At 54.1% G+C, this 25,273-nt stretch carries 16 protein-coding genes; 9 read left to right on the top strand and 7 right to left on the bottom strand.

Features of this window, described 5'->3' with window-relative positions:
- The first annotated feature begins 52 nt into the window (after window positions 1–52).
- The 4 genes from parC (at window position 53) to I9W95_RS09740 (ending at window position 6,608) form a co-directional block, all read left to right on the top strand.
- Window positions 53–2,311: a DNA topoisomerase IV subunit A gene (gene parC, locus I9W95_RS09725; protein ID WP_225674312.1), complete on the top strand. Its 2,259-nt coding sequence runs from the start codon at window positions 53–55 to the stop codon at window positions 2,309–2,311.
- A 74-nt stretch (window positions 2,312–2,385) separates the two neighbouring features.
- Window positions 2,386–2,880 carry a P-loop NTPase family protein gene (locus tag I9W95_RS09730; RefSeq protein WP_225674314.1) on the top strand — a complete coding sequence of 165 codons (495 nt, stop codon included), beginning with the start codon at window positions 2,386–2,388 and terminating at the stop codon, window positions 2,878–2,880.
- Window positions 2,881–2,954: 74 nt separating this feature from the next.
- On the top strand, window positions 2,955–3,812 hold the full coding sequence (speE, locus tag I9W95_RS09735) for a polyamine aminopropyltransferase (protein WP_225674316.1): 858 nt from the start codon (window positions 2,955–2,957) through the stop codon (window positions 3,810–3,812).
- Between the two features lie 66 nt (window positions 3,813–3,878).
- Window positions 3,879–6,608 (top strand): class I adenylate cyclase, encoded by a 2,730-nt coding sequence (locus tag I9W95_RS09740; RefSeq protein WP_225674318.1) that lies wholly within the window; start codon window positions 3,879–3,881, stop codon window positions 6,606–6,608.
- 117 nt (window positions 6,609–6,725) lie between these two features.
- Here the strand turns inward: I9W95_RS09740 and rho are convergent, their stop codons facing one another.
- Window positions 6,726–7,988 (bottom strand): transcription termination factor Rho, encoded by a 1,263-nt coding sequence (gene rho, locus I9W95_RS09745; protein ID WP_225674320.1) that lies wholly within the window; start codon window positions 7,986–7,988, stop codon window positions 6,726–6,728.
- A gap of 196 nt (window positions 7,989–8,184) precedes the next feature.
- Entirely contained in the window at window positions 8,185–8,511 is a 327-nt protein-coding gene (trxA, locus tag I9W95_RS09750) for a thioredoxin TrxA (protein WP_225674322.1), read from the bottom strand.
- A 214-nt stretch (window positions 8,512–8,725) separates the two neighbouring features.
- Between trxA and ppx the strand changes: the two genes are divergently transcribed.
- Window positions 8,726–10,228, top strand: a complete 1,503-nt coding sequence (gene ppx / locus I9W95_RS09755) for an exopolyphosphatase (RefSeq protein ID WP_225674324.1) — start codon at window positions 8,726–8,728, stop codon at window positions 10,226–10,228.
- A gap of 416 nt (window positions 10,229–10,644) precedes the next feature.
- Here the strand turns inward: ppx and ppk1 are convergent, their stop codons facing one another.
- Both ppk1 and hemB read right to left on the bottom strand, forming a co-directional pair.
- Window positions 10,645–12,744 (bottom strand): polyphosphate kinase 1, encoded by a 2,100-nt coding sequence (ppk1, locus tag I9W95_RS09760; protein ID WP_225674326.1) that lies wholly within the window; start codon window positions 12,742–12,744, stop codon window positions 10,645–10,647.
- An 18-nt stretch (window positions 12,745–12,762) separates the two neighbouring features.
- The gene (hemB, locus tag I9W95_RS09765; protein ID WP_225674328.1) at window positions 12,763–13,773 is read right to left on the bottom strand and encodes a porphobilinogen synthase; all 1,011 of its coding nucleotides are present in this window, start codon (window positions 13,771–13,773) and stop codon (window positions 12,763–12,765) included.
- 525 nt (window positions 13,774–14,298) lie between these two features.
- On the opposite strand from hemB, the gene I9W95_RS09770 reads away from it, so the two are divergent.
- The 4 genes from I9W95_RS09770 to I9W95_RS09785 all read left to right on the top strand — a co-directional run bounded on the left by I9W95_RS09770 (window position 14,299) and on the right by I9W95_RS09785 (window position 20,025).
- On the top strand, window positions 14,299–17,325 hold the full coding sequence (locus tag I9W95_RS09770; protein WP_225674330.1) for a ricin-type beta-trefoil lectin domain protein: 3,027 nt from the start codon (window positions 14,299–14,301) through the stop codon (window positions 17,323–17,325).
- A gap of 212 nt (window positions 17,326–17,537) precedes the next feature.
- Window positions 17,538–18,506: an alpha/beta fold hydrolase gene (locus I9W95_RS09775; protein ID WP_225674332.1), complete on the top strand. Its 969-nt coding sequence runs from the start codon at window positions 17,538–17,540 to the stop codon at window positions 18,504–18,506.
- A gap of 1 nt (window position 18,507) precedes the next feature.
- Window positions 18,508–19,425 (top strand): metal-dependent hydrolase, encoded by a 918-nt coding sequence (locus tag I9W95_RS09780; RefSeq protein WP_225674336.1) that lies wholly within the window; start codon window positions 18,508–18,510, stop codon window positions 19,423–19,425.
- 123 nt (window positions 19,426–19,548) lie between these two features.
- Window positions 19,549–20,025, top strand: coding sequence for a thioesterase family protein (locus I9W95_RS09785; protein WP_225674338.1), 477 nt, complete (start codon window positions 19,549–19,551; stop codon window positions 20,023–20,025).
- Between the two features lie 12 nt (window positions 20,026–20,037).
- On the opposite strand, the gene I9W95_RS09790 is transcribed toward I9W95_RS09785, so the two are convergent.
- Genes I9W95_RS09790 through I9W95_RS09800 form a run of 3 tightly spaced genes read right to left on the bottom strand, consistent with a single transcriptional unit; the run spans window position 20,038 to window position 25,272 of the window.
- Window positions 20,038–23,169 (bottom strand): efflux RND transporter permease subunit, encoded by a 3,132-nt coding sequence (locus tag I9W95_RS09790; RefSeq protein ID WP_225674340.1) that lies wholly within the window; start codon window positions 23,167–23,169, stop codon window positions 20,038–20,040.
- Complete coding sequence (locus I9W95_RS09795) at window positions 23,169–24,320, bottom strand: efflux RND transporter periplasmic adaptor subunit (RefSeq protein WP_225674342.1); 1,152 nt, start codon at window positions 24,318–24,320, stop codon at window positions 23,169–23,171. The genes I9W95_RS09790 and I9W95_RS09795 overlap by 1 nt, the downstream gene beginning before the upstream one ends.
- A complete protein-coding gene (locus I9W95_RS09800) occupies window positions 24,313–25,272 on the bottom strand; it encodes a hypothetical protein (protein WP_225674344.1) in 960 nt (319 codons plus the stop codon). The genes I9W95_RS09795 and I9W95_RS09800 overlap by 8 nt, the downstream gene beginning before the upstream one ends.
- Window position 25,273: the final 1 nt, after the last annotated feature.

Here is a 25,273-nt window from a genome sequence, read left to right on the forward strand (position 1 = left end):
TGCGTCCGTCATAATCCTGCCCATAATAATTCAGACCTGACTCTGAGGAACTATGACAGATCAGATCAGCTATACCGACGATGGCGTTGAACGCCAGTCGTTAAAGCAGTACACCGAAAATGCCTACCTGAATTACTCCATGTACGTCATTCTCGATCGTGCCTTGCCGCACATCGGTGACGGCCTGAAGCCGGTTCAGCGACGTATCGTGTACGCCATGAGCGAACTCGGCCTGAAATACACGGCCAAGTACAAAAAGTCGGCCCGTACCGTGGGTGACGTGCTGGGTAAGTATCACCCGCATGGTGACAGCGCCTGTTATGAGGCCATGGTACTGATGGCGCAGCCATTCTCTTACCGTTATCCGCTGGTGGACGGTCAGGGTAACTGGGGTGCGCCGGACGATCCGAAGTCCTTCGCCGCGATGCGTTATACCGAATCGCGTCTGGCCCCTTATGCCGAAGTGCTGCTCAGTGAGCTGGGTCAGGGCACGGTGGAGTGGCAGCCGAACTTCGACGGTACAATGGACGAGCCGGTTACTTTGCCGGCGCGCCTGCCCAATGTGCTGCTCAACGGTACTACGGGTATTGCTGTGGGCATGGCGACCGATATCCCGCCGCACAATATCCGCGAAGTGGCCAGTGCTGTGATTCGTCTGCTGGACGAGCCATCGGCGTCGCTGGACGATCTGTGCGAGCACGTCATTGCGCCGGATTTCCCTACCGAAGCTGAAATCATCACTCCGCGTGATGAAATGCTGAAAATGTATCGCACGGGTCGTGGCTCGGTGAAAATGCGCGCCGTGTATACTGTGGAAGACGGCGATATCGTCATTACCGCGCTGCCACATCAGGTTTCCGGCGCTAAGATTCTGGAGCAGATCGCGGCTCAGATGCAGGCTAAGAAGCTGCCTCTGGTAACGGATCTGCGTGATGAATCCGATCACGAAAATCCGACACGTCTGGTGATTGTGCCGAAGTCCAACCGCGTGGATACCGATGCAGTGATGGCTCACCTGTTTGCCACCACCGATCTCGAACGCAACTACCGCGTAAACATGAACGTGATTGGTCTGGACGGCCGTCCGCAGGTGAAAGACCTGAAGACCATGCTGACCGAGTGGATCAGCTACCGTACGGAAACAGTGCGTCGTCGTCTGCAGTATCGTCTGGATAAAGTGCTGGCGCGTCTGCATATCCTCGAAGGTTTGCTGGTGGCTTTCCTCAATATCGATGAGGTGATTGAAATCATTCGTCGTGAGGATGAGCCTAAGCCGGTACTGATGCAGCGTTTCGGTCTGAGTGATACCCAGGCAGAAGCCATCCTTGAGTTAAAACTGCGTCATCTGGCCAAGCTTGAGGAAATGAAGATTCGCGGTGAGCAGGATGAGCTGGAAAAAGAGCGTGATTTCCTTGAGAAAACACTGGGCTCTGAGCGTCGTCTGAAAACCCTGATCAAGAAAGAAATCACCGCCGATGCTGAAAAGTACGGTGATGAGCGTCGTTCGCCGGTTGTCGTGCGTGGTGAAGCTAAAGCCTTCAGTGAAACGGAACTGCTGTCCGCTGATCCGGTCACTATCGTGCTGTCTGATAAGGGCTGGGTGCGCGCCGCCAAAGGTCATGATATCGATGCTGAGAACCTCAGCTACAAAGCCGGTGATAAGTACCTCACGAGTGCTCTGGGCAAGTCGAACCAGAATGCCATTTTCCTCGATACTTCCGGACGCTCTTACAGTCTGGCAGCCCATACCCTGCCGTCGGCTCGAGGTCAGGGTGAGCCTCTGACCGGACGTCTGAATCCACCTTCCGGCAGCAGTTTTATGGCGGCGCTGATGGGTAAGGATGACGAGCAGTATCTGCTGTGCACCGATGCCGGTTACGGCTTTATCGGTACCATTGCCGATATGCAGAGCAAGAACAAAGCCGGTAAGACACTGATTACCGTGCCGGACAATGCCCGTGTGATGATGCCGGCGAAAATTGCTGATCCGGAAAAATCCTGGATTGCAGCGGTCAGCAATGAAGGTCGTATGCTGGTATTCCCGGCGGCCGATCTGCCACAGATGGCGCGCGGTAAAGGCAACAAGATGATCAGCATTAACAGCGCTCGTGCGGCAGCACGTGAAGAGCTGATGGTCAGTGCGGTGGCCTTCGGTCAGGATGATACCCTGCTGGTGCATGCCGGTAAGCGTCACCTGAAAATGAAGTTCGCCGACCTTGAGCACTACCTCGGTGAACGCGGTCGCCGTGGCAATAAACTGCCTCGCGGCTTCCAGAATGTGGATGCCATGGAAGTGGTCGCCAAAGACTGATCCAACACTGCAGACAACGGGGCCATATGGCCCCGTTTGTTTTTCACGGCAGGCATAGCAAACAGGACGTTGGGATGCGAAAAATACTGATTTTCGGAAATTCCGGTTCAGGTAAAAGTACACTGGCACGCCAGTTGGCGGATAGTGAGGGCTTACCTCACCTGGATCTGGACACCCTGGCGTGGCGCGATGAAGTGCCACCAATACGGCAGGCTCCTGCGGTGAGCTATCAGGCCATGCAGGAGATTATCGGCCAGTCGGATGGCTGGATTGCCGAAGGTTGCTATGCAGATCTGCTGGCCATGCTGGTGGATGAGTGCAATGAAATGATCTTCATGAACCTGCCGCTGGAAGATTGTCTGCGCAATGCCCGCTCGCGCCCCTGGGAACCGCACAAGTACGAGTCTGAAGCCGCACAGAATGCCAACCTGCCGATGCTGCTGGAATGGATTCGTGGTTACGATGAGCGGGAGGATGAGTTGTCTCGTGCTGCCCATCAGCGTCTGTACGACCGTTTTGATGGCCGAAAGCAGATGGTTACTGCCAATTCCCCGGCTGGCCAGTCCTGACAGAGCGCTACGGTTAGCCAGCGCAATCCGTTATACTGCGGCCCGATTTCACTTATTCACCTGCAGGTATCCTCATGTCCGAAAAGAAAGTCGTTTCCGAAACCCTGTACGATGGCTACGCGCAGTCCTTCACAGTGACCAAACAACTGTTCGAAGTTAAGACTGAACATCAGTATCTGGAGATCGTTGAGACGCCTTTTATGGGTCGTGTCATGCTGCTCGATGGCGTGGTTCAGACTACGGAAAAAGATGAGTTCATTTACCACGAGATGATGGTTCACGTGCCGCTGTTCGCTCACCCGAACCCTAAGCGCGTACTGATCATCGGCGGCGGTGATGGCGGTATCCTGCGTGAAGTGCTGCGTCACCAGAACGTTGAACACGTGACTCAGGTTGAGATCGACGGCAGCGTCATCGATATGTGCAAAGAGTACTTCCCGAACCACTCTCAGGGCGCGTACGACAACCCTCGCGCGAACATTGTGATCGCCGATGGCAAAGAGTTCGTGGCCAGCTGCCAGGACAAGTTCGACGTTATTATCGCCGATTCCACCGATCCTATCGGCCCGGGTGAGGTGCTGTTCACCTCCGATTTCTATGCCGACGAGAAGAACAACTGTCTGGCAGAAGGCGGCATTATGGTGGCACAGAACGGCGTACCTTTTATGCAGGGTGACGAGCTGACCAATACCTATCAGCGTCTGGGCAAACTGTATAAAGATGCCAGCTTCTATGTGATGCCGGTACCGACTTATATCGGTGGCTTTATGAGCCTGGCATGGGCGACAGATGATGAATCCCTGCGCCAACAGACTGCAGAGCAGATTCAGGCACGCGTTGCGGGGGCTGGATTCGAGACCCGTTACTACAATGCCGATGTGCATGTGGCGTCATTTGCGCTGCCGAACTACATCCGTAACCTGATGAAATAAGGTCTTTCGGATGCTATCCGGTGGCATACGGCCACCGGATTCTCCTGCGCTGTCTATACTCATGAGATGGCGTATTCCTCCTCCAGACAGATATCCCCGCAACAGGTCCATCAGTGGCAGAGTTCATTTCTGACATTGAACACGGCGCGCCTGGAAGTGGCCCGTGGGCTGATGGGAAGCAGACAGCAGGTCGTACTGGATGTGCTGCCCGTTCTGCTGCATGTAAATAACCCGCGTCTGCCGGGGTTTATTAATAACAGTATTCCCTGTGGTATCGCTCACTACACGCCGGAACGACAGGCATTGCAGTCGTTACAGACCCTGGCGCGTGGTATTCAGTTGCCGCGAGGCTTCAGTGCCAGCCAGATTCGCGGAGTTTATCTGATGGGCAGTCTTGGTTCGCTGGCTCAGGCACGTAGCAGCGACCTCGATGTGTGGCTGTGCTACGACGAATCATTGCCGCCGGAAGATATTGCTGCGCTGCAAAGCAAATGTGATCTGATAGAACGCTGGGCTGACAGTCAGGGCGTGGAGCTGCATTTCTTTCTGATGAATCTGTCGGCTTTCCGCAGTGGCCAGAGTCAGGCTGCTGAAGGCGAAGATTGCGGCAGTAGTCAGCACATGCTGTTGCTGGATGAGTTTTACCGCAGTGCGTTGTGGCTGGCTGGGTGTCAGCCACGCTGGTGGCTGATTCCAACCGAACATGAACGTCACGCCGATGATTTCTGGCATGAACTGCTGGAGCACCATCGTGTGCACCGGGATCACTGGCTGGATTTTGGTGCTATTCCCAGTATCCCACCGGCTGAGTTTGTCGGTGCCGGACTCTGGCAACTGAACAAAGGCTTGTCCGATCCCTACAAGTCGCTGCTGAAACTGCTGCTGACTCGCCACTACGCTGGTCAGTATCCGAACATGCGCCCACTGTGCTGGGATCTGAAAGAACGTGTTCACCGCGGTATCACCGATGTCGGCAGCAATGATGCCTACCTGTTGCTGCTCGCACGTCTGACGGCACAGCTGGAAAAAGAGGGCAATCGCGAACGTGTAGAGCTGGCCCGGCGCGCGTTCTACTACAAAGTGAAAATGCCACTGTCGGAAATGAATCCGGCACAACGTCAGAGCTGGCGGGCGCAAACCATGCTCGGACTTTGCCGCGACTGGGGCTGGAGTGAGGATACCTTCGCCGATCTCGATCAGCGGCCGAAATGGTCGCCGCTGCGGGTTGCCCGCGAACGCAATGCCCTGATCAGCGAGATGCTTGGCAGTTATCGTTTTCTGGCGGCGTTCAGTCAGAAGTATGTTACCCGGCTGCACATCAGTCGCCAGGATATGCAGACGCTCGGCAATCGCCTGTACGCCGCCTTTGATACTCGTCCCGGCAAGATCGTTGATATTAACCCCGGCATCAGTCCATCGCTGGCGCAGGAAAAACTGGCCTTAAACCTGAAGCGCAAAGTGTGGCAACTGATCCCGGGCATTTTTTATCGCAGTGATGATGAGGCACTGGAGCAGCAGCAGGTACTGCGGCAGTCGCCGGGGCTGGTTGAATTGCTGTGCTTTGCCCGCTTTAACGGGTTGCTGGATAACTATTCGCAGATGGCGATTTATCCCAGCCACAACCCGCTGAGCCAGTATGAGTTGAAAGAAGTGGCAGGCGTTATCAAAGCTCTGGTGCCGTTTAAACCGGCAGCGAAGAATTTCCTGCAGCCCGCACATCCTGTGGCCTGGCACCTGATGGTGAACGTCGGTGTGGATCCTCAGCACGAGCTGAGTCGACGTGGCATGCAGAAAATCAGCAACCGTGATGACGCTCTGGGGTACAGCTCCGCACGCGAGAATCTGGTGCTGACACTGGATCTTATCTGTATCAACAGCTGGGGCGAGTGGGTGGTGGAACGCTTTGCTGGCGAAGCCGCCATGCTGCAATGTCTGCAGCATATTCTGCAGCAGCTGCCTTATGCGCGTAAGCACGGCTGGCCAGCCATGCATGTTCACTGTCACTGCGCATCCCGCGCCAGCGCGATTCGGTTACGGGTCGAACAACTGATTGCTGATGTGCAGACTCATTTTATCGAGCAGCCAAAATCGCCGTATCTGATTGAAGCGGCCGATAACTGGTATCTGCTTGAGGGACGGCGCGAAGGGATGCAGCTGCGTTCTGCTGATTCGCCGATGAAACTACTGGCATTGCTGGCGCGCCCATCGCGGACGTTCATCTCCTATACGCTGGATCGTGCGGCGCTGCTGAACAGCCCGCTGCGCCTGATTTTTGCAGAAGCCAGAGCAGGACTCTGGCACATCTATTACTGGCGCCATGATCGCAAAGTGTACTTTTACTTCGTCGATGAAAAAGGTGCGCTGATCCATCAGCAATGGCCGGACACCGAACACGGTAGTCAGTTCTGGCTGATGCCGTTACTGAGATTTCTGCGTCAGGTCGACCAGCGCTGGCAGCTGCAGGATGGTCGGGTGCAAAACCGTAAAATTGTTCTGACTGAAATCCGGCGTAAAAACCGTACGGTGGATTTTGAAGTGATTCGTCGTCGGGTTCCCGATCTGTCGCAGCAAACGGCGAGCATCGACCTGCGCGGCGCTCTGGATGCCGAGCGTCAGGCGACGATTTACTGCGATGGTATCGAGTTCAGCGCCTGGCAGTACGGTGGCGACCTCTATCGCGCTGTCGTGCGTGAAGTGATACAGAGACGCGGCAGTAAAAGCGACTACCCGCTATCGCTCAGCGATGTTGAGTTGCCGGACAATCAGAATATTCTCGAGCATTTGCAGGTGAGGTGAAACAGCGCCTGGAACAGCGTCTGGCACAAGCACTTCAGGAGGTGCGTGAAGGACGCTGATGGTTATTGCAGACATAAAAAAAGCCTCCGTCAGGAGGCTTTTTTCATTACGCCGGGCTTATTTGCCACCGCGCATGCTGTCGAAGAACTCGTCGTTGGTTTTTGTCTGACGCAGTTTATCGAGCAGGAATTCGATGGACGGAACATCTTCCATCTCAGTCAGCAGACGACGCAGAATCCACAGGCGCTGCAGAGACGTTTCATCGAACATCATATCCTCGCGGCGTGTGCCGGAGCGACGGATGTTGATGGCCGGGTAGATGCGTTTCTCTGCAATCTTACGATCCAGGTGCAGTTCCTGGTTACCGGTACCTTTGAACTCTTCGAAGATAACTTCATCCATCTTGGAGCCGGTATCAACCAGTGCAGTGGCGATGATGGTCAGAGAGCCACCTTCTTCAACATTACGCGCAGCACCAAAGAAACGTTTTGGTTTTTCCAGTGCGTTGGCATCCACACCACCGGTCAGTACTTTACCGGAGGACGGCACTACGGTGTTGTACGCACGAGCCAGACGGGTAATGGAATCGAGCAGAATCACCACGTCACGCTTGTGTTCAACCAGACGTTTGGCTTTTTCGATAACCATTTCAGCAACCTGTACGTGACGGGCTGGTGGTTCATCGAAGGTCGAAGCAACCACTTCACCGCGCACAGAGCGCTTCATTTCGGTTACTTCTTCCGGACGTTCGTCGATCAGCAGAACGATCAGGTCGGCTTCCGGGTTGTTGCGGGTAATTGCTTGCGCGATGGTTTGCAGCAGCATGGTTTTACCAGCTTTCGGCGGAGCAACGATCAGACCACGCTGACCTTTACCAATCGGAGCAATCAGGTCCAGCACACGGGAGGACAGATCTTCGGTAGAACCAGTACCCACTTCCAGCACCAGGCGCTCCTGCGGGAACAGTGGTGTCAGGTTTTCAAACAGTACTTTGTTCTTGGTGTTTTCAGGCTTGTCGCCGTTAATCGCGTTAACTTTGAGCAGTGCGAAGTAACGCTCGCCGTCTTTTGGCGGACGGATCTTACCGGATACTTCGTCACCCTTACGCAGGTTAAAGCGACGAATCTGACTTGGTGATACATAGATATCATCAGGGCCAGCCAGGTAAGAACTGTTCGCGCTGCGCAGGAATCCGAATCCATCCTGCAGAATTTCCAGAACGCCATCACCGTAAATGTCCTCACCACCTTTTGCGTGGTTCTTGAGGATTGCGAAGATAATGTCCTGCTTACGGGTGCGGCTCACGTTCTCGAGTTTCATTTCCTTGGCAATTTCAAGGAGCTCAGGAACGGACTTCAATTTGAGATCAGAAAGATTCATAAAGGCTGGTGTTATTACAGTTGGATTGGGATATTCGACGAATTATCAGGCGAGGGCGGAGTAGGAGAACTCCAGATATGTGTTCAGACTATAGACACATTATTTGGGGGTGTCTACACATCCGCGGTGAATATCCCCCCGGATGTGCAGAAAAACCACCAAAGTCGAAGCTCTGATGGCTGGGCAAAGCGTCAGATCAGATCGCCTGCTCAATGAATGCAGTCAGTTCTGACTTGCTCATTGCACCGATCTTGGTGGCTTCAGCGTTACCGTTCTTGAACAGAATCAGAGTCGGAATAGAGCGGATACCGAACTTAGGTGCGGTCGCTTCATTCTGGTCGATGTTCAGTTTGGCCACTTTCAGCTTGCCGGCATACTCTTCTGCAATTTCTTCCAGAACCGGAGCAATCATTTTACAAGGACCACACCACTCAGCCCAGAAATCCACCAGTACTGGCAGGTCGGAGCCCAGTACGTCAGCGTCAAAAGAGTCGTCGGATACGGTCAGGATGTTATCGCTCATGTGTTTCCCCTGTGGAATGTCGGTTTAGCCCAGCATTGTACGCCGGCTTTGTCGGGAATCAATTGTATGTTCCGGACTGGACGTAAGATATCTGGCGCTGCATAGTCTCAGACTATATGGGGGCAATCTTTATGAATCAAAGCCCTGCAGATGTTTTCTGGTGCTGCCTGCTGCTTTATTGCAGTTGGCAGAACGATGTTTTCGGGAATGAACTATGACAGAAACCCAGAATCCGGCACATGACCTGATCGCGGCCGTTGATTTAGGCTCCAACAGCTTTCATATGGTTATTGCTCAGGAGTTTCAGGGTGAAATCCGCACCATCGAAAAGCGCGGAGAGAAGGTACAGCTGGCAGCCGGACTGGACGCTCAGGGCATGCTGTCAGAAGAAGCTATGATGCGTGGCATTGAGTGCCTGCGTGCATTCGGACAGCATTTACAGGGTATGGATCCGAAGCGCGTCAGCGTGCTGGCCACTAACGCCCTGCGCGCGGCGCGTAACCGCCAGCAGTTTATTGAGCGCGCTGAAGAGGTGTTGGGGTATCCGATTGAAGTGATCGCGGGTCGTGAAGAGGCGCGTCTGATCTACCTCGGTGTGGCGCATACTCTGGCGGACGATGCCGGCAAACGTCTGGTGGTCGATATTGGCGGTGGCAGCACCGAGTTTATTATCGGCGAGCGTTTTGAACCGCAGGCGCTGGAAAGTCTGCATATGGGCTGTGTGTCGTACACGCGCCGTTTCTTCCCGGATGGAGAAATTACCGAAGAGCGCTTTAACGAAGCAGTGGCCGCTGCCAGTCAGGAACTGCTGAATATCGAAGCCGACTATAAAAAGCTGGGCTGGGACAGTGCGGTGGGCTCGTCCGGCAGTATTCGTGCCGCAGAGCAGGCCATTATTCAGAACGGCTGGGCCAGTGAAGGGATTACGTCGGCTGGTATGAAAAAACTGCGTAAACACATGATGCAGTTTAAAACGGTGGATGACGTTGCCCTGCCAGGTGTTAAGCCTGAACGCCGTCAGGTGTTTATCGGCGGTCTGGCCATTCTGCAGGCGGTATTCGACACCTTCGGGCTGGAGCGCATGATCTATTCCGATGGCGCCCTGCGCGAAGGTGCTTTGTGGGATCTGGTAGGCCGCTCTGCCCATGAAAATGTCCGTGAGCGCACGATTCGCTCTCTGGCTGAGCGCTTCTACGTCGACCCGGCGCAGGGGGAACGTGTGAAAGACATGGCACTGGCGTTATTCACGCAGGTGCAGAAAGAGTGGAAACTGGAAGACCAGTCGGCACAGTTGCTGGGCTGGGCGGCGGAACTGCACGAGGTAGGCCTTACCATCGCTCATAGTGGTTTTCATAAGCATGGTGCTTACCTGCTGCAGCATGCGGATATGCTCGGTTTTACCCGGCAGGGGCAGGCGAAGCTGGCCGCGCTGGTACGCTGTCATCGTCGGAAATGGGCGGCCGAAGCCTTTGCAGGTTTAGCCAGCAGTCGTCAGCTTGTTGCTATGAGGCTCACCCGTTTACTGCGTCTGGCGGTCATACTGAATCATGGCCGCGGCGCGTATCCGGTACCTGTACCGGAGTTATCTGTCGACGGCGATGTGCTTAAAGCGCGGATGCCGGAAGGCTGGCTGCAGGAGCATGGACTGGCGGCGCGGGATTTACAGGGTGAGGTTGCCGCCCAGAAAGCGGGCGGCTTTGAGCTTCATGTAAGTTGAGGCTCAGCTTCGGCTCAGTGATCGGCACTTTTCATCAGGGACTTCATTTCTTTGCAGTCCCAATCAATTCCCAAAGAGTATTCGGCTGACTCTTTGATTACTGCATAGCGCTCCCCAGGAGGCAGCTGTACTACTGCACTCATTACGTTTCCAGCGTCTGTCCCGGATAGTCTTTGTTTGATGACCTGATTCACATACGCACTCATTTTCAACTCGTCTGTTGAATGAGTTTGAGCTTCCCTGAAAGCAGCGCAAAGGGTACTGAAACTATTGGTGTTTTCTGGAGCAGCTCTGATTTGCGCAGTACACAGTATCGTTAACAGAGTCAGGATAATTTTATTTATGTTGTGCACGTAGTCATCTTCCCCGATTTATACATACGAAGCATCCTTGCTACGGTATGTGAAAATGCTGTCTTAACCTGCGCTGGCGGCCAGGGTTTCGAGCAGGATGCTCTGTGCTTTAACCAATTCCTGATCTGCGGCTGGTTGCGCACGAACGTAGCTGCCATCCTGCTGCAGAATCCACGCCTGACAGTTATCCAGCATATAAACCTCAAGCTCGGACTTCATCCGTTCCTTCAGTTTATTGTTTTCAATCGGGAATGCGGTTTCCACACGGTTCAGCAGATTACGTTCCATCAGATCGGCACTGGCGGCGTAAATTTCGTCTTTGCCGTTGTTCAGGAAGTAATAAACGCGCGAGTGTTCAAGGAAACGGCCAATCACTGAGCGCACTTCAATGTTTTCTGAAACACCTTCAATGCCCGGGCGCAGGCAGCACATACCGCGGATAATCAGCTCAACACGTACGCCCGCCTGAGAGGCTTTATACAAAGCCTTAATCAGCTTCGGTTCGGTCAGGCCGTTGGCCTTCATGCGAATTAACGCAGGCTTTCCTGCTTCGGCGTTAGCGCGTTCCCGATCAACCAGCTCAATCAGTTTTTTGTGCAGTGTGAACGGCGCGTGGAAAAGCTTTTTAATGCGCAGTGCTTCACCCATACCGGTTAATTGCTGGAACACCTTGTGTACGTCTTCACCGATGGAATCGTCACAGGTCATAAAGCTGTAGTCGGTGTAAGCACGGGCGTTGCCGGCGTGATAGTTGCCGGTGCCCAGGTGTACGTAGCGTTTATATTTATCGCCTTCCTTGCGCACAATCAGCATCATTTTGGCGTGAGTTTTATAGCCCACTACACCATATACAACCACCGCGCCCGCTTCCTGCAGACGGTTGGCCAGGTAGAGGTTTTCTTCTTCGTCAAAGCGTGCGCGCAGTTCAATAACCACTGTGACTTCTTTGCCGCTGCGCGCTGCATCCACCAGTGCGTTAACGATTTCCGATTTGGCACCGGTACGGTACAACGTTTGTTTAATGGCTTTCACGTTCGGATCTTTTGCAGCTTCCCGCAGCAGGTCGACTACCGGTGTGAAGGATTCAAACGGATGCAGTAACAGAACATCTTTTTCGCGGATACTTTCAAAAATGCTCTTATTGAATTTAATGTGTTTTGGCAGACCCGGAGTGTAGGTGGTGTATTGCAGATCCGGACGATTGATCTGGCCGATTACTTCCATCAGGCGACCAAGGTTGACCGGACCGTTCACCTTATACAGGTCGTTGGCTTCCAGATTGAATTGCTTCAGCAGGAAGTTAATTAATTCTTCCGGGCAGTTGTCGGCCACTTCAAGACGCATTTCTTCGCCGAAGTTACGCGAGTGCAGTTCGTCTTCCAGTGCGGTGGCCAGGTCGGCGGTGTCGTCATGGTCGATTTCCAGGTCGGCGTTACGGGTAACGCGGAACTGGTAGCAGCCTTTGACGCTCATGCCGGGGAACAGGTCGTCGGCAAATTCGTGGATCATCGACGATAGGAAAATAAATTTATCGCCACCGCCGGCTAATTCATCCGGAATGCGAATAATACGCGGCAGAGAACGGGGCGCCGGAATAATTGCCAGGCCGGTTTCACGCCCAAAAGCATCTTTGCCTTCCAGGGCAACGATAAAGTTCAGCGATTTATTTACCAGTCGTGGGAACGGATGTGACGGATCCAGACCAATCGGGCTGACTAATGGTTGGATGCTGTCTTCGAAATAACTGCGTACCCACTCACGCTGCTGCTCGGTCCAGTCTGCGCGACGCAGAAAAAGGATATTTTCCTGAGCCAGTGCTGGCAGCATGGTGTCATTGAGAATTTCGTACTGACGCTCAACGGTGGTACTGCACAGCGTGTGTATGGCATTCAGTACCTGTTGCGGGTGCATACCATCCGCCCCTGCCTGCTCGCGTGCATACACCAGCTGCTGTGTCAGGTTAGCAACCCGAACCTCATAAAACTCATCAAGGTTTTTACTGAAAATACACAGGAAAAACAGACGATCAAGCAGCGGGTGGGTATCGTCCAGCGCCTGCTCCAGCACCCGGATATTAAACTGCAGGTGCGACAGTTCGCGGTTGATGTAGTACTCGCTGCTGTTCAGGTCGATAGGTTTAATTTCGCTGCTTGCGTCAGTCATAATCCGTCCTTACGGAGATCAGCCGTTAATCCACTCGGCGTACTGTTTTGCGTAATAAGTCAGAATGCCATCTGCGCCTGCGCGTTTGATACACATCAGGGATTCACACATCACGGCATTGTCGTCCAGCCAGCCATTCAGAGCGGCGGCTTTGTGCATGGCGTATTCACCACTCACCTGATAGACGAAGGTGGGCGCCTGAAATTCATCTTTAATGCGGCGCACGATATCCAGGTATGGCATGCCCGGTTTAATCATTACCATGTCGGCGCCTTCGGCCAGATCCAGACCTACTTCATGAAGGGCTTCGTTGCTGTTGGCCGGGTCCATCTGATAGGTCTTTTTGTCGGCTTTACCAAGGTTGGCGGCAGAGCCAACGGCATCACGGAACGGGCCGTAGTACGCCGATGCGTACTTAGCGGAATACGCCATGATACGGGTATTTACAAAGCTTTCTTCTTCCAGCGCTTCACGGATATCACCGATACGGCCGTCCATCATGTCGGATGGTGCAACGATGTCTGCGCCAGCTTCGGCGTGCGACAGCGCTTGCTTCACCAGCGTCTCAACAGTGCGGTCGTTCAGTACGTAACCTTCCTGATCGATGATGCCGTCCTGCCCATGGGTGGTGAACGGGTCCAGCGCTACGTCGGTCATGATGCCCATTTCCGGTACGGCATCTTTAATGGCGCGCACAGCACGCTGCGCCAGACCGTTCGGATTAAACGCTTCTTCCGCCAGTTCAGATTTGGCGCTGGCCGGCGTTACCGGGAACAGAGCCATCGCCGGAATACCCAGGCTGTACAGGTGTTTGGCTTCTTTCACCAGCAGGTCAATCGACAGGCGCTCAACGCCCGGCATAGAGGCCACCGCTTCACGCTCTTCATGTCCCTCCAGCACGAACACCGGGTAGATCAGGTCGTCGGTGGTCAGCACTGTCTCGCGCATCAGGCGGCGAGAGAAGTCGTCACGACGCATACGGCGCATGCGGGTTTCCGGGAAAAAGCGTTGGGCATCGCTGAAAGCCATGGGGGATCTCCTGATCGGGAAGCAGAAAAGAAAAGTATGACGATTTTAGCCTGAAATCGCTCTGATATAACGCAACTTTGTTGAGCGCCTACTGATTATGTTTCTGCAACACACAGATTCAGGCAGTAGTATGACAGGCTTATGTGACGCTTTGATGAGCAAAGCGTTATCCGCTGGTGGGAGTGTCTGGGCTAATTTCTGACAACAGGTTGTGCTCTGAAATTGTGTTGTTCGGCCGCCGTTGATTTCTGACGCCAGAAAACCGGCTGACGCTGTTGTTAGTGATTATGTTCTCAGTAGTGATTCGGCTGTCCCGGAGGGTGATAGCGGGCGTCGCATTTCGTCTGAGTGATTCGTGAAATTCAGGTTTTGCACAGTCTGCGGCCTGAATCGCCCTACGTGAAAATCTTCGCTACTGACCATGCTGGCCTTCGGCCCGGATGCCGGCTGGGAGGAAACGCTGGTGTCCGGTTTGGTATGCAGCAGGCTGAATCAGCCTGCTGCCCGAAAAACAGGACAACAATAATGACATACTCAGCACGCTCTTTAAGCGGCCAGCTGAGCACCGTAATTTGCCAGACTCTGTTATTCACAGGGCTGATCTGCGGCGCACAGCAAGCCTCCGCATTATCTCAACCACCACCGGCACCCGCTCCGGTTGAAGACCGCGCCGATGCCGAAAATGCCGTGCATCAGCTGGCTCAGGGGTGTTACGCCATTCAGTCACCGACCAATGGCAAGTACATGAATCGCTACACCAAAGGTGGTGCCATTGATGATGGTCTTGGCTGGCAGTTCCGTGCCACGGATATCGGCTCGGCTGCGAGTTTTTATTTCAAGCCGACCTCATTCTTCCATTTCATGCTGACCGATGAAGATGGCCGCTATCTGGCCACGCATCTGCCCAACGAGATTTCTGCTGGTCGCTACGCCGGTGAATTTGCCGAATTCAAAATCAGCGCCAGTGAGCAGAATGATGGCACCTTTCTTTACAGCTTCTATGGTCCGAAGCTGGCCAGGATTCTGCGTCACAACTATGGCGGTACCGGTTACTACACCAACGGCGGCCTGTATGTGATCGATATTCTCAACCCGACCAATGAAGGCTCTGAAACCAATTTCCGTCTGGTGCCGCAGAATGATTGTAAGCCGTTTCCGGAAGCTGAACTGAATGCCTACGGCGACCTGCCCGCAGGGGATGCCGGAACGCCGGTACGCGGCGCTATCGACCCACATACTCACATTACCTCCTATGAGTTCATGGGCGGCAAAATGATTCATGGTGAGCCCTTCCATCGCTGGGGCGTTGAAACTGCGCTCAATGACAGTTCCGGTGATCACGGCCCGTGGGGCGCACTGGATATTATTGGCAACCTGATGGGCTACGACGATGTGAATCATCGGTATGACACCCGTGGCTGGCCGGATTTCCCATCCTGGCCGAACCGCCGCCAGGTATCGCACATGCAGTACTACTACAAGTGGATTGAACGTGCGCATAAAGGTGGCTTACAGATGATGGTGACTCATCTGGTGGAAAACGAGGTGCTGTGTAGTGTGCAGAAAACGGTGAATCCGGCCAGCTGGATCAATCCGAATAACTGCAACACCATGGCCAGTATTCATCTGCAGATTCAGCGTCTGAAACAGATGCAGGATTACATCGATGCGCAGCAGGGTGGGCCGGGTAAAGGCTTCTTCCGTCTGGTTAAAACACCGAAGGAAGCACGTGAGGTTATCGCTGATGGCAAGCTGGCGGTGCTGATGGGTATCGAGGTGTCTGAGCTGTTCAACTGTGGTCTGAAAGACAGCTGCAGCAAAGAAAGCGTTGAACGTCAGCTGCAGGAAGTTTATGACGCCGGTGTGCGGGTGATGTATCCGATTCACCGTTTCGACAACCAGTTTGGCGGCGCGCGTATGGAGGACGGTTTTATTAACGTCGGCCAGTGGCTGTCGAGTGGCCGCTTCTTTGAGACCGAAGCCTGTGATGCAGAAACCGACGGCCGCACCATGATCAGTGGCTTCCCGCTGCTGGGCGATGTGCCGGTGATAAAAGATATTGTCGCCGCCATTGGTCTGAACCCGCAGTACGATGAAAGCCGTCGACACTGCAATACTCACGGCCTGAGTGATCTGGGTGTGTATCTGGTTAACCGCATGATCGACAAAGGCATGATTATCGAGATTGACCACACCTCTACCAAAACCGCTCGCTTCATTATGGATATCGTCGAATCCCGCAATTACTCCGGTGTTATTTCTGGTCACAGTCACCAGAACCGTAAGCCGGACGGTTCGCCGCATGAAGTGCATGAACGTATCGCGGCTGCCGGTGGCATGATGGCGCCGTACAACAGCAGTTCCAGCAGTCTGGAATGGAGCATTGGTCAGTTTATTGATCTGATTGAACCGACTGGTTACCGGGTGGGTGTGCCGTTTTCTACCGATATGGGTGGTATTGGTTCACAGGCCTATCCGCGCAGTGATACCGATACCAATCCGCTGCAGTATCCGTTTGTTACCGAAGCTGGCATCGTCATCGACAAACAAAAAACCGGTAACCGTGTGTTTGACCTGAACAACGAAGGTCTGGCGCATTACGGTCTGGTGGCGGATCACATTCAGGATATCCGCACCCACGCCAGTTCACGTATTTACGAGTCGGTTATGAATTCTGCCGAAGCGTATCTGGAAATGTGGGAACGTTCACTCGCCAACGATTCGCCAAAGTATTCTCAGGACGATCAGGACTGGGTCTCTATCGTTAACCGTAAATCCGGAAAGTGCATGGATATTCCGGGTAATGACGACAACCTGAGCAATGGCGTGAACGTACAGCTGTGGGATTGTCAGTTGACGTCTCAGGACCAGAAGTGGCTGTACGACAGAAACGCACAGATGTTCCGCAACAAAGCCAATCCGGCCAAGTGCCTGGATAACCGTGGTCAGGCGTACAACGATGGCGGTGTGGTGATCTGGGATTGTGTCGATTCAGATAACCTGCGCTGGACTTACAGTGGCAATAAACTGGCCAGTAAGCACAACAGCAATATCGTTGCCGATGCCTACGGTACTGGTAATGGCGCCAATGTCGGCCAGTGGGGTTACCACGGAGGTGAAAATCAGCAGTGGGAACTGCGCCTGATGTCGTCGGAGAACCGCTACGCCCAGTACCGTAGCGAAGCCACGGGGCAGTGCGTCAGTGCGGTGGGTGGTAGCCACACCGGTGCGCTGGTGGCGCTGGAAGCCTGCAATGACAGTGATAATCAGCAGTGGCGTTACGACAGCGGCACCGGGCTGATGATTAATGGCGTAGCAGGGATGAAATGTCTGGAAATTCCGGATGGTCAGATCTACGACCATACAGTGCTGCAACTGGGTGACTGCGATGCCAGTAACCCGGCACAGCAATTCAATTACGCAGGTAAGTTGCTGCGTTCACGTATCGATGTGAATCAGGTGCTGGATGTATCCGGCGGCAATGGCAGTACACTGATTCTGTATGCGGTACATGGTGGCAGTAATCAGCGCTGGCACGCGACCATTCATTGATGACATGAATGCGTTGTAAAAAACGGGAGCTAAGGCTCCCGTTTTTTTATTCCATCAGGTTTCTCATTTGCCGGTATGTGGGCAATCGGGCCGAAAAAGTTGGCGCGGCGGAACCTGCAGCCGCAATGGCATTGTTTGCTACTTTCCCGGCACTTCTCACCGGGTCTCATCGACTTGCAGATCCAGAGCTAACAATAAAAAAGGAGTCAGTTATGTCGGTCACTCGTCACGCCATAACAACCGGCGCCATCAACCTGTATGCAGAAAGCCGTGGCAACCCGCAGAATCCGGCACTGATACTGGTACACGGTTATCCGGACAATCACAGTGTCTGGGATCAGGTTGCCGCACAACTTGCCGACGAATTTTTTGTCATTGCCTATGATGTTCGTGGCGCAGGCCAGTCGGATAAACCGGCACGGGTAGCGGATTACCGTATGCCGTTGCTGGCGCAGGATCTGAAAGCTGTCGCCGATGCGATTATTCCGGGCCAGCGTTTCCACCTGGCGGCTCATGACTGGGGCTCTATTCAGAGCTGGGAATCGGTTACGACTGAACTGCTGCAGGGCCGTATTATTTCGTTCAGCAGTGTCTCCGGACCGTGCCTTGATCACATGGGTTTCTGGATGCGCAGCCATTTGTTTTCGTTGTCACCGTTACGCATCTTTGCCGGTATTCGTCAGTTGTTTGCCAGCTGGTATATCGTGTTTTTTCAGATTCCCGTGCTGGCACCTCTGCTGTGGCGTCTGGTGATTGCGGCGCAATGGAACCGCTACCTGCGTTTGCGCGAAGAGGTCAGCGAGCCGGACGATAATCCGACTCAGGCTAACGACGGTGTTATCGGGGTTCGCCTGTATCGCGCGAACTTCATCGGCAAAATGCTGCGTCCGCAGAAGCGCTACGCTCATTGCCCGGTGCAGCTGATCGTACCGACTCGTGATAATTACGTCGGCACGCAACTGTTTGATGAGCTGGGTGAATGGGTTGAGCACCTTTATCGCCGTGATCTGGATGCAACACACTGGGCTCCGCTGACTCATGCCCCGCTGATGGCGCAATGGATTCGCGGCTTTGCCCATGCCGTCAGCAACAACAAAGAAGATGCAGAGTTACGCGCAGCACGAGTATCGGCACCGGCGCGTACACCACTGAACGGATCACACCTGCCGGAGGGTGTTTGACATGACTGATAACAATGAACGTCACCTGCTGAAGGCTCGCAAGGTTCGTTTTGACCTGAATAACACAGCGCTGCACTGGATTCCTCAGGACCCACTGGCATCCTACATGACCAACGCGATTCATCTGTTATTACCGGAAGGCGAGCTGTGGTTTTGCAGGGTGTACAACAAGGCGCTGCCAATGGTCAGTGACGCCGAACTGCGCGAAGACGTCGAAGGATTTATCCGTCAGGAGGCAGTGCACTCCCGCGTGCATACCAAAGCACAGAGTTATCTGCAGCACCATGATGTTCAGTGTGAACCCTATCTGGAAAAAGTCCGCTTCCTGTTTAAAACCCTGCTCGGTGAAGAACCTCTGGGGCAGCGCTGGCTGCAGTGGAAATGGCTGGAGCGTCAGTGGCTGGTGACAAGGGTTGGCATCATTGGAGCCGTTGAACATTTCACTGGTATTCTCGGTCAGTGGGCAATGGATAACACCAGTTGGGATAAAGCCGATCCGGTGATGGCGGATCTGTTCAAATGGCATCTGGCAGAAGAAGTCGAACACCGCACCGTGGCGTTCGATCTGCATCGTCATTTGTGTAAAACCCGACTGGGTTTCTATCTGAGTCGTCAGCTGCTGATGGCGTTTGTATTTCCGTTATTTATCTACTTTGTTTTCACTGGTACCCGTTTTCTGGCAGCGCAGGATAAGGATGCGAAGGTACAGAAAATTGGGCGCTGGGGCTGGCTGAAAATGACACGGGAAATGGAACGTTGTGGTCGCCGGACTGATCACGTACCAGCGTTCAGCTTCCTGTTCAAAGCGACGCTGCGCTGGTTGTCACCGCGTTTCCATCCGGTGCACGAGGGCGATACGGCACAGGCACTGGCCTACATCGCACGCTCACCGGCCGCGCAGCAGGCCGAAGCTGGCTGAACAGGCGTAATCTCCTGAGGTCACTACCGGCCTCAGGGTTTGACTACCGGATGCAGGCTGTTAACAATGTCCGGCATTGATTGCTGGATCAATAACGATAAGAACATCAGAGGTAGTCAGTACATGACATTGCAAACAGAAGGGTTCAGTAAAACCGAACTGAACCTGGCCATGAATTTTCTCGACCAGATTCCCTTTAATAAATTACTGGGCCTTAAGCCGAAGCTGCTCAGCGATACTCGCTGTGAATTCACCATGAATATGCGTGACGACCTGGTCGGTAACTGGCTGCAGGGAATTCTGCATGGCGGTGCAATTTCCACGGCGCTGGATGTAACCGGTGGGGCCATGGCGCTGGTGGCTACCTGGCAGCGGATGCACAAAAATGAGATCCCGAAAAACGAACGTCCGCAGAAACTGGCCAAGCTGGGCACCATTGATATGCGCGTGGATTTTCTGCATCCGGGCAAGGGTAAGGAATTTGTCGCCAGTGCCACGCTGCTGCGTATCGGTAACAAGGTTGCTGTTACCCGTATGGAATTTCACAACGAAGAAGGTTTGCTGATTGCCGTAGGTACCGGCACGTATCTTTGTGGTTAATAAACGCAGACCTTATCCGGCCTGCGTTATTGCTTCTGCCTGTGATGGCTGGTGAAGCGCCGGGCGGCGTCTGTCGGCCAGCAGGCATAAGGCCGGTACCAGCAGCAGGCTGATCAGGGTGGCAAACAGCACACCAAAGCCAAGCGAAGTCGCCATCGGAATCAGCAGTTTGGCCTGCACACTGCTTTCGCTGATCAGTGGCAGTACCCCAGCGAACGTGGTCAGCGACGTCAAAAGAACCGGGCGAAAACGGCTGGCACAGCCTTCAATTACCGCCGTCAGGGTATCATTGCCACGGGCTTTCAGCTGGTTGATCCGATCCAGTAATACCAGATTGTCATTCACCACTACGCCACTCACAGCCACCATGCCGACATACGACCAGAGAGTCAGATCCAGTCCGAGTAAGGCGTGCCCGGTTACTGAACCCAGCAGACCAAAGGGGATAGCGAACAGCACTGTCAGCGGCTGAAAATAGGATGCAAACAGAATGGCCATCAGCAGATACATCAGACCGATGGCAAGCAGATAATACTGGCCAAGAATCTGCAGAAAATAATCCACTGCGCGCTGGTAGCCTCCGACATCCCAGCGCACTCCGGGCAGGTCGGCAACCATTTCATCCAGTACACCGTGGTACAACTGCTGGCGGATGGTTTCGGCATTGTTATGCGTAGCGTCGACGTAAGCCGACACCATTACAACCGGCTGGCGCATAAAATGTCGGATAAACGGATTCACACTGGTCAGGGAAATATCTGCCAGGGTTTTCAACGGAGCGGTTTGTCCGGGGCTGTATTCAACCGGCAGATTTTCCAGGTACCAGGCCGAGGCTCGTTCCTGCTCATTCAGACCGGCCCAGACGATGACTTCTTCATCCTGATCGAAAAAGCGGCTCACCTGCTGACCGTAAAATGCCTGATTCACCTGCTGTAGCACGCTGTCCTGCGTCAGGCCCATGTTGATAGCCTGATCGCTGAGCCGCAGATTCAGTTGCGGGGCACTGTTGTCCGGCAGGCGCTGCAGACTGTAGATACCATTCAGGCGGTTCAGATAATCGCTCAGACGGCGCGCCGCTTCATTCAGTTGTGTCTGTTTATTGCCGGAAAATTCGATCTGAATATCGGCCTTTGCCGGATTGATACTGGCGGAAAAGGTTACGTTTTCGGCCCCGGCAACAGCCCCCAGCTGCTGACGCCATTGCTGAATAAACAAGGCTGCAGAAAATTCGCGCTCTGCGGCCGGAGGTAATTGCAGGTGCACCTGACCTCGATGATAACTGCGGTTATACACGGTCTGATTGGAAGGGCCATCATCCGGTGCAACCACCGCATAAATATGGCGGATCATGGTGCCGGGTTTGTCCGTATTGCTGGCTTCGGCAGCGCGAGCTGCTGTGGTCATTTGTTGCAGCGCTTGCTGTGTGGTCTGTCTGGATGAGCCCTGTGGGAACATCACCGTGGCGGTAATAATGTCACCTTCAATGGTCGACATCAGCGTCGACTTCAGCCAGCCCTGACTGATCAGTAACAAACACAGAAAAAAGGCAGCAATAAAGGCAATAATAATCGCCAGCGGCTGGCGCAATGCAGTCCGCAGAAAAGGCAGGTAAACAGTGTGAATAAAGCTCTGCAGTGCATTACTGAAACGTTGTTGCAGGGCAGATAAAGCCGGCACTGACCTGTTGCTCAGTGGAGCACTTTTCAGATGTGCCGGCAGAATAAAAAAGGATTCGAACAGCGAGAAAAGCAGCGTGCAGATAACCACAATGGGCACCGCCCTGATCAGCATGCCTTCCGGTCCCGGCAAAAACATTAACGGGGTAAAAGCGACAATGGTGGTGATCACGGAAAACAATACCGGCCGCGCGACGGCGCTGGTGCCCGTGATTGCTGCCTGAGTTCCATCGAGCCCACTCTGGCGTTGGCTGTGAATGGATTCGCCGACGACTACGGCGTCATCGACGACGATACCGAGCACCAGAATAAATGCGAACAGCGAGATAAAATTAACCGAGGTCGCTGTCGCTGGTAATACAAACAGAGTGCCGGTAAAAGCAATCAGAATACCAACACTTACCCAGAAGGATAGGTGGGCGTTAAGAAATAGCAGCAGAACAATAAACAATAACAGCAGCCCGCTGAAGGCATTGCTGAGCAATAGCTCCACCCGTGCGCTGAAGTTTACCGCCTGATCGTCCCAGATGGTGAATTCTACTCCGGCCTGAGGTGCTCGCTGCTGCAGGTGCTGACGTACGATACGAGACAGCAGGGTGATGTCTTCGTTGCCGGTGCGGTACACGTCCAGTGCCAGTGCTGGCTGGCCATCGAACTGCGCCAGTGCCATCGCTTGCTGGCGACTGTCAGTAATATCGGCAATATCACCACTGCGGATAATATCGCCACGCGGATCGGCAGCCAGCGCCAGGCTGGCAAAGTCATTGCGATAGCGGAACACCTGCGGTGTTGCGATCAGTAAATCACCGTCGCGGGTCTGCAGATAACCTCCTGCAACGGCTCCGGTCTGGTGGCGCAGGCTGCTGGCAATATCGCGCAGATTCAGTTCATATTTCTGCAGATTAAAGGTGGAAAAGCTGATTCGTATTTCTGCTTTTTCGCGGTCGCTGACATCGGCCTGGCTGATATAGGGCGAACTGAGTAATTCACTGCGCAGGGTCTGAGCGCTGGCCAGCAAATCGCCATAAGGCACGTTACCGCTGACGATAATCCGCAGTGCGCGGTTGCGCACCAGTAGCTCCTGCACATCCGGAGTAGTTGCTTCTGCTGGTACCAGCGTTGGATCGGCCAGGCGGCTGCGAATAGTGGCCAGCGCGCTGCGGCTGTCCGTCTGGCCATCAATATCCAGTGTGATGGAGCATAGTCCGGGGTAAGACCAGGAAATCAGCTCCTGTGCCCCTTCAATATCGTGAATGGCATTTTCCAGTGGAATACACAGGTGCTGCTCTACGCTGCTGACCGAAGCGCCGGGGTACTGTGACTGAATACTTATTCGATCGAGTTCGACGTTAGGAAGCAGTTCCAGACGCAGGTAAGGCAGTATGGCAACACCGGCAGCGAGAATGGCAAACATCGCCAGATTGGCTGCCACCCGGTGGCCAACAAACCAGCGGATTAATGCATCCATTAAAAGTTCTCCGGCGTGGCGGCCAGAGTGTCACTGTTGACCGGCGTCACTTGCGTACCGGTCAGCAGTGTCTGGCGACGGCTGTTCACCAGCAGGGTTCCCGCCGGTAAATCATTACTGAGATAAATCAGATCGCGGCCACGATGAATAATATCGGCATCGCGGGTCACGATGCGGTTGCCCTGCTCAAGCAGTAACAGGCGATCATCAGCCTGCAATGCCGAACGTGGAATAACGCGCACATCACTGCGTTGGGCACCACGTATTTCGGCAGAAATAAAAGTACCGGCCAGAAGATGGGGAGTGCCTGGCCGGGCAGAATAATCCGGGTGTGCAACCAGAATTATCTGCTGAAACTGTCCGCGTTCAGCTTCACTGCGCACGATTTTCGCAGGCCATACCGGCCCTTGTTCTGAGGTGCGCAGGCTGACGCTGATTTGAGAGAAATCGCCTGCACCGTCATCGGCATTAATACCGAGCAGGTGTGCCTCGTGATCACTGACCGGCAAGCGGATTTCCTGCCAGCTGTCATCCTGAATTAAGCCGAGTACGGTAGCTGCCGATACCTGTTGACCGGGCTGCACCATCACTCCGGTAATACGGCCACTGACGGGAGCATATACGCGGGTATCTCGTAATTGCTGACGAGCGAATTTCAGCGCTTCGCGTGCGGCCGCCGCCTGACTTTCGGCAAAACGCATCTGCGGAATGTAACGGGCAAACGGACTGTCGGCGGACTGGCTGCGGGCAACCTCTGCCAGTGCGCGGGTTTCTTCCAGTTGCAGCAGCATGCGGTCCAGGTCCGACTGGCGCTGATGAACTTCCAGTTCGTATGGACGCGGATCGGTGCGCAGTAAGAGCGTACCTTTTTCGATATGAGCGCCATTAACAAATGCTTTGCTGATTTCCAGTACCCGGCCAGACACCGCGGCACTGAGCTGATGTTCGCGGGTAACACTGACCCTGCCATGGCTGATGACCGGGATGGCAACATCGCTCAGGGTGACGCTGGTGACCGGTACCGCCAGCGGTGCAATGGCCGTGGCGGCGGCATCCGGATGCGGCGCCTGCACAATCAGGTAAGTCGCGGCTAATGCGGTAACAACAAAACCAGCGCCCCAGCCCAGCAGTGACGGCAACAGCTTATTCATAAGCGGATTCTTCCTTCAGGATATCGATCCAGCGCTGCAGACAGCGGGCAGATGTTTGTGCATCGCGACAGATGCTGGGATGAAACTTCAGCGCCAGCGACATATGCTGATTGCATTCAGTAATGCCGGTGGCGATCGGATAATTTTCAGTACCGGCACCACACACGCCAAGCACCAGTTGCGGATGCTGCGGCATCGACCAGTCGCCGAGAAAACTGAATGAGCCGAGATAATGTTGCTTACGGCTGAGTGTTTTATAAATCCAGCGCACGCCGGATTTTCCAACCAGTCGACCAATGTGCGCCTGTTTCCACAGCCACCAGTGTTGCTGACTACGGAAACGTTCGCGAACTTGCTGGTGAATGGATTCGGCACTGCTGTCGTATTTCACCGGCAGGTAAAAACCAGAGGAGCGATTACCCCGATCGCTACTGCCATTAAGCTGATCGCGTACGTTGACCGGATAAAACCAGTAGGCGGTGCTGTCTGGTTTTAATAACAGCTCGAAGGCCGCACGGTTCAGGCAGGCCAGCAACAAACTGGCGAGTGACACCTGACGCATGGCTGCGCAGTCTTTCAGATGTTCAAGCAGGGCTGGCTGTATAATATCGACCACCGGATCGTTGCAGGCCGTGTTGTGTTGGGCGCGAAAATACTTCCATTGCACCTGCTTTGGAGCCGTGTCCTTTGGCAGCTGACGTTGTTGTTTCCAGACTGACAGCAGTCCCGGCTCGCGCTTGTCGCGGCAGGTGGGTAATAACGGAAACTGATAGCCCATATCTTCCAGGGTATTAGCGATCATGCCGATACCATCCATATCGCGGTGGCGATGCTGCTGCCATTCCTGCTGGCGGCTGCTGAGGTTGTGGAAAAATAAATGAATGGTATCCGGGATTCCCATTTCTTCACGAACTTCGTACCACTGTGCGATGTAGTCTGTTGTCTGTGACATG

The organism is Thalassolituus marinus (assembly GCF_020320395.1).
In the GTDB taxonomy this organism is placed as follows: Bacteria; Pseudomonadota; Gammaproteobacteria; order Pseudomonadales; family Oceanobacteraceae; genus Venatoribacter; species Venatoribacter marinus.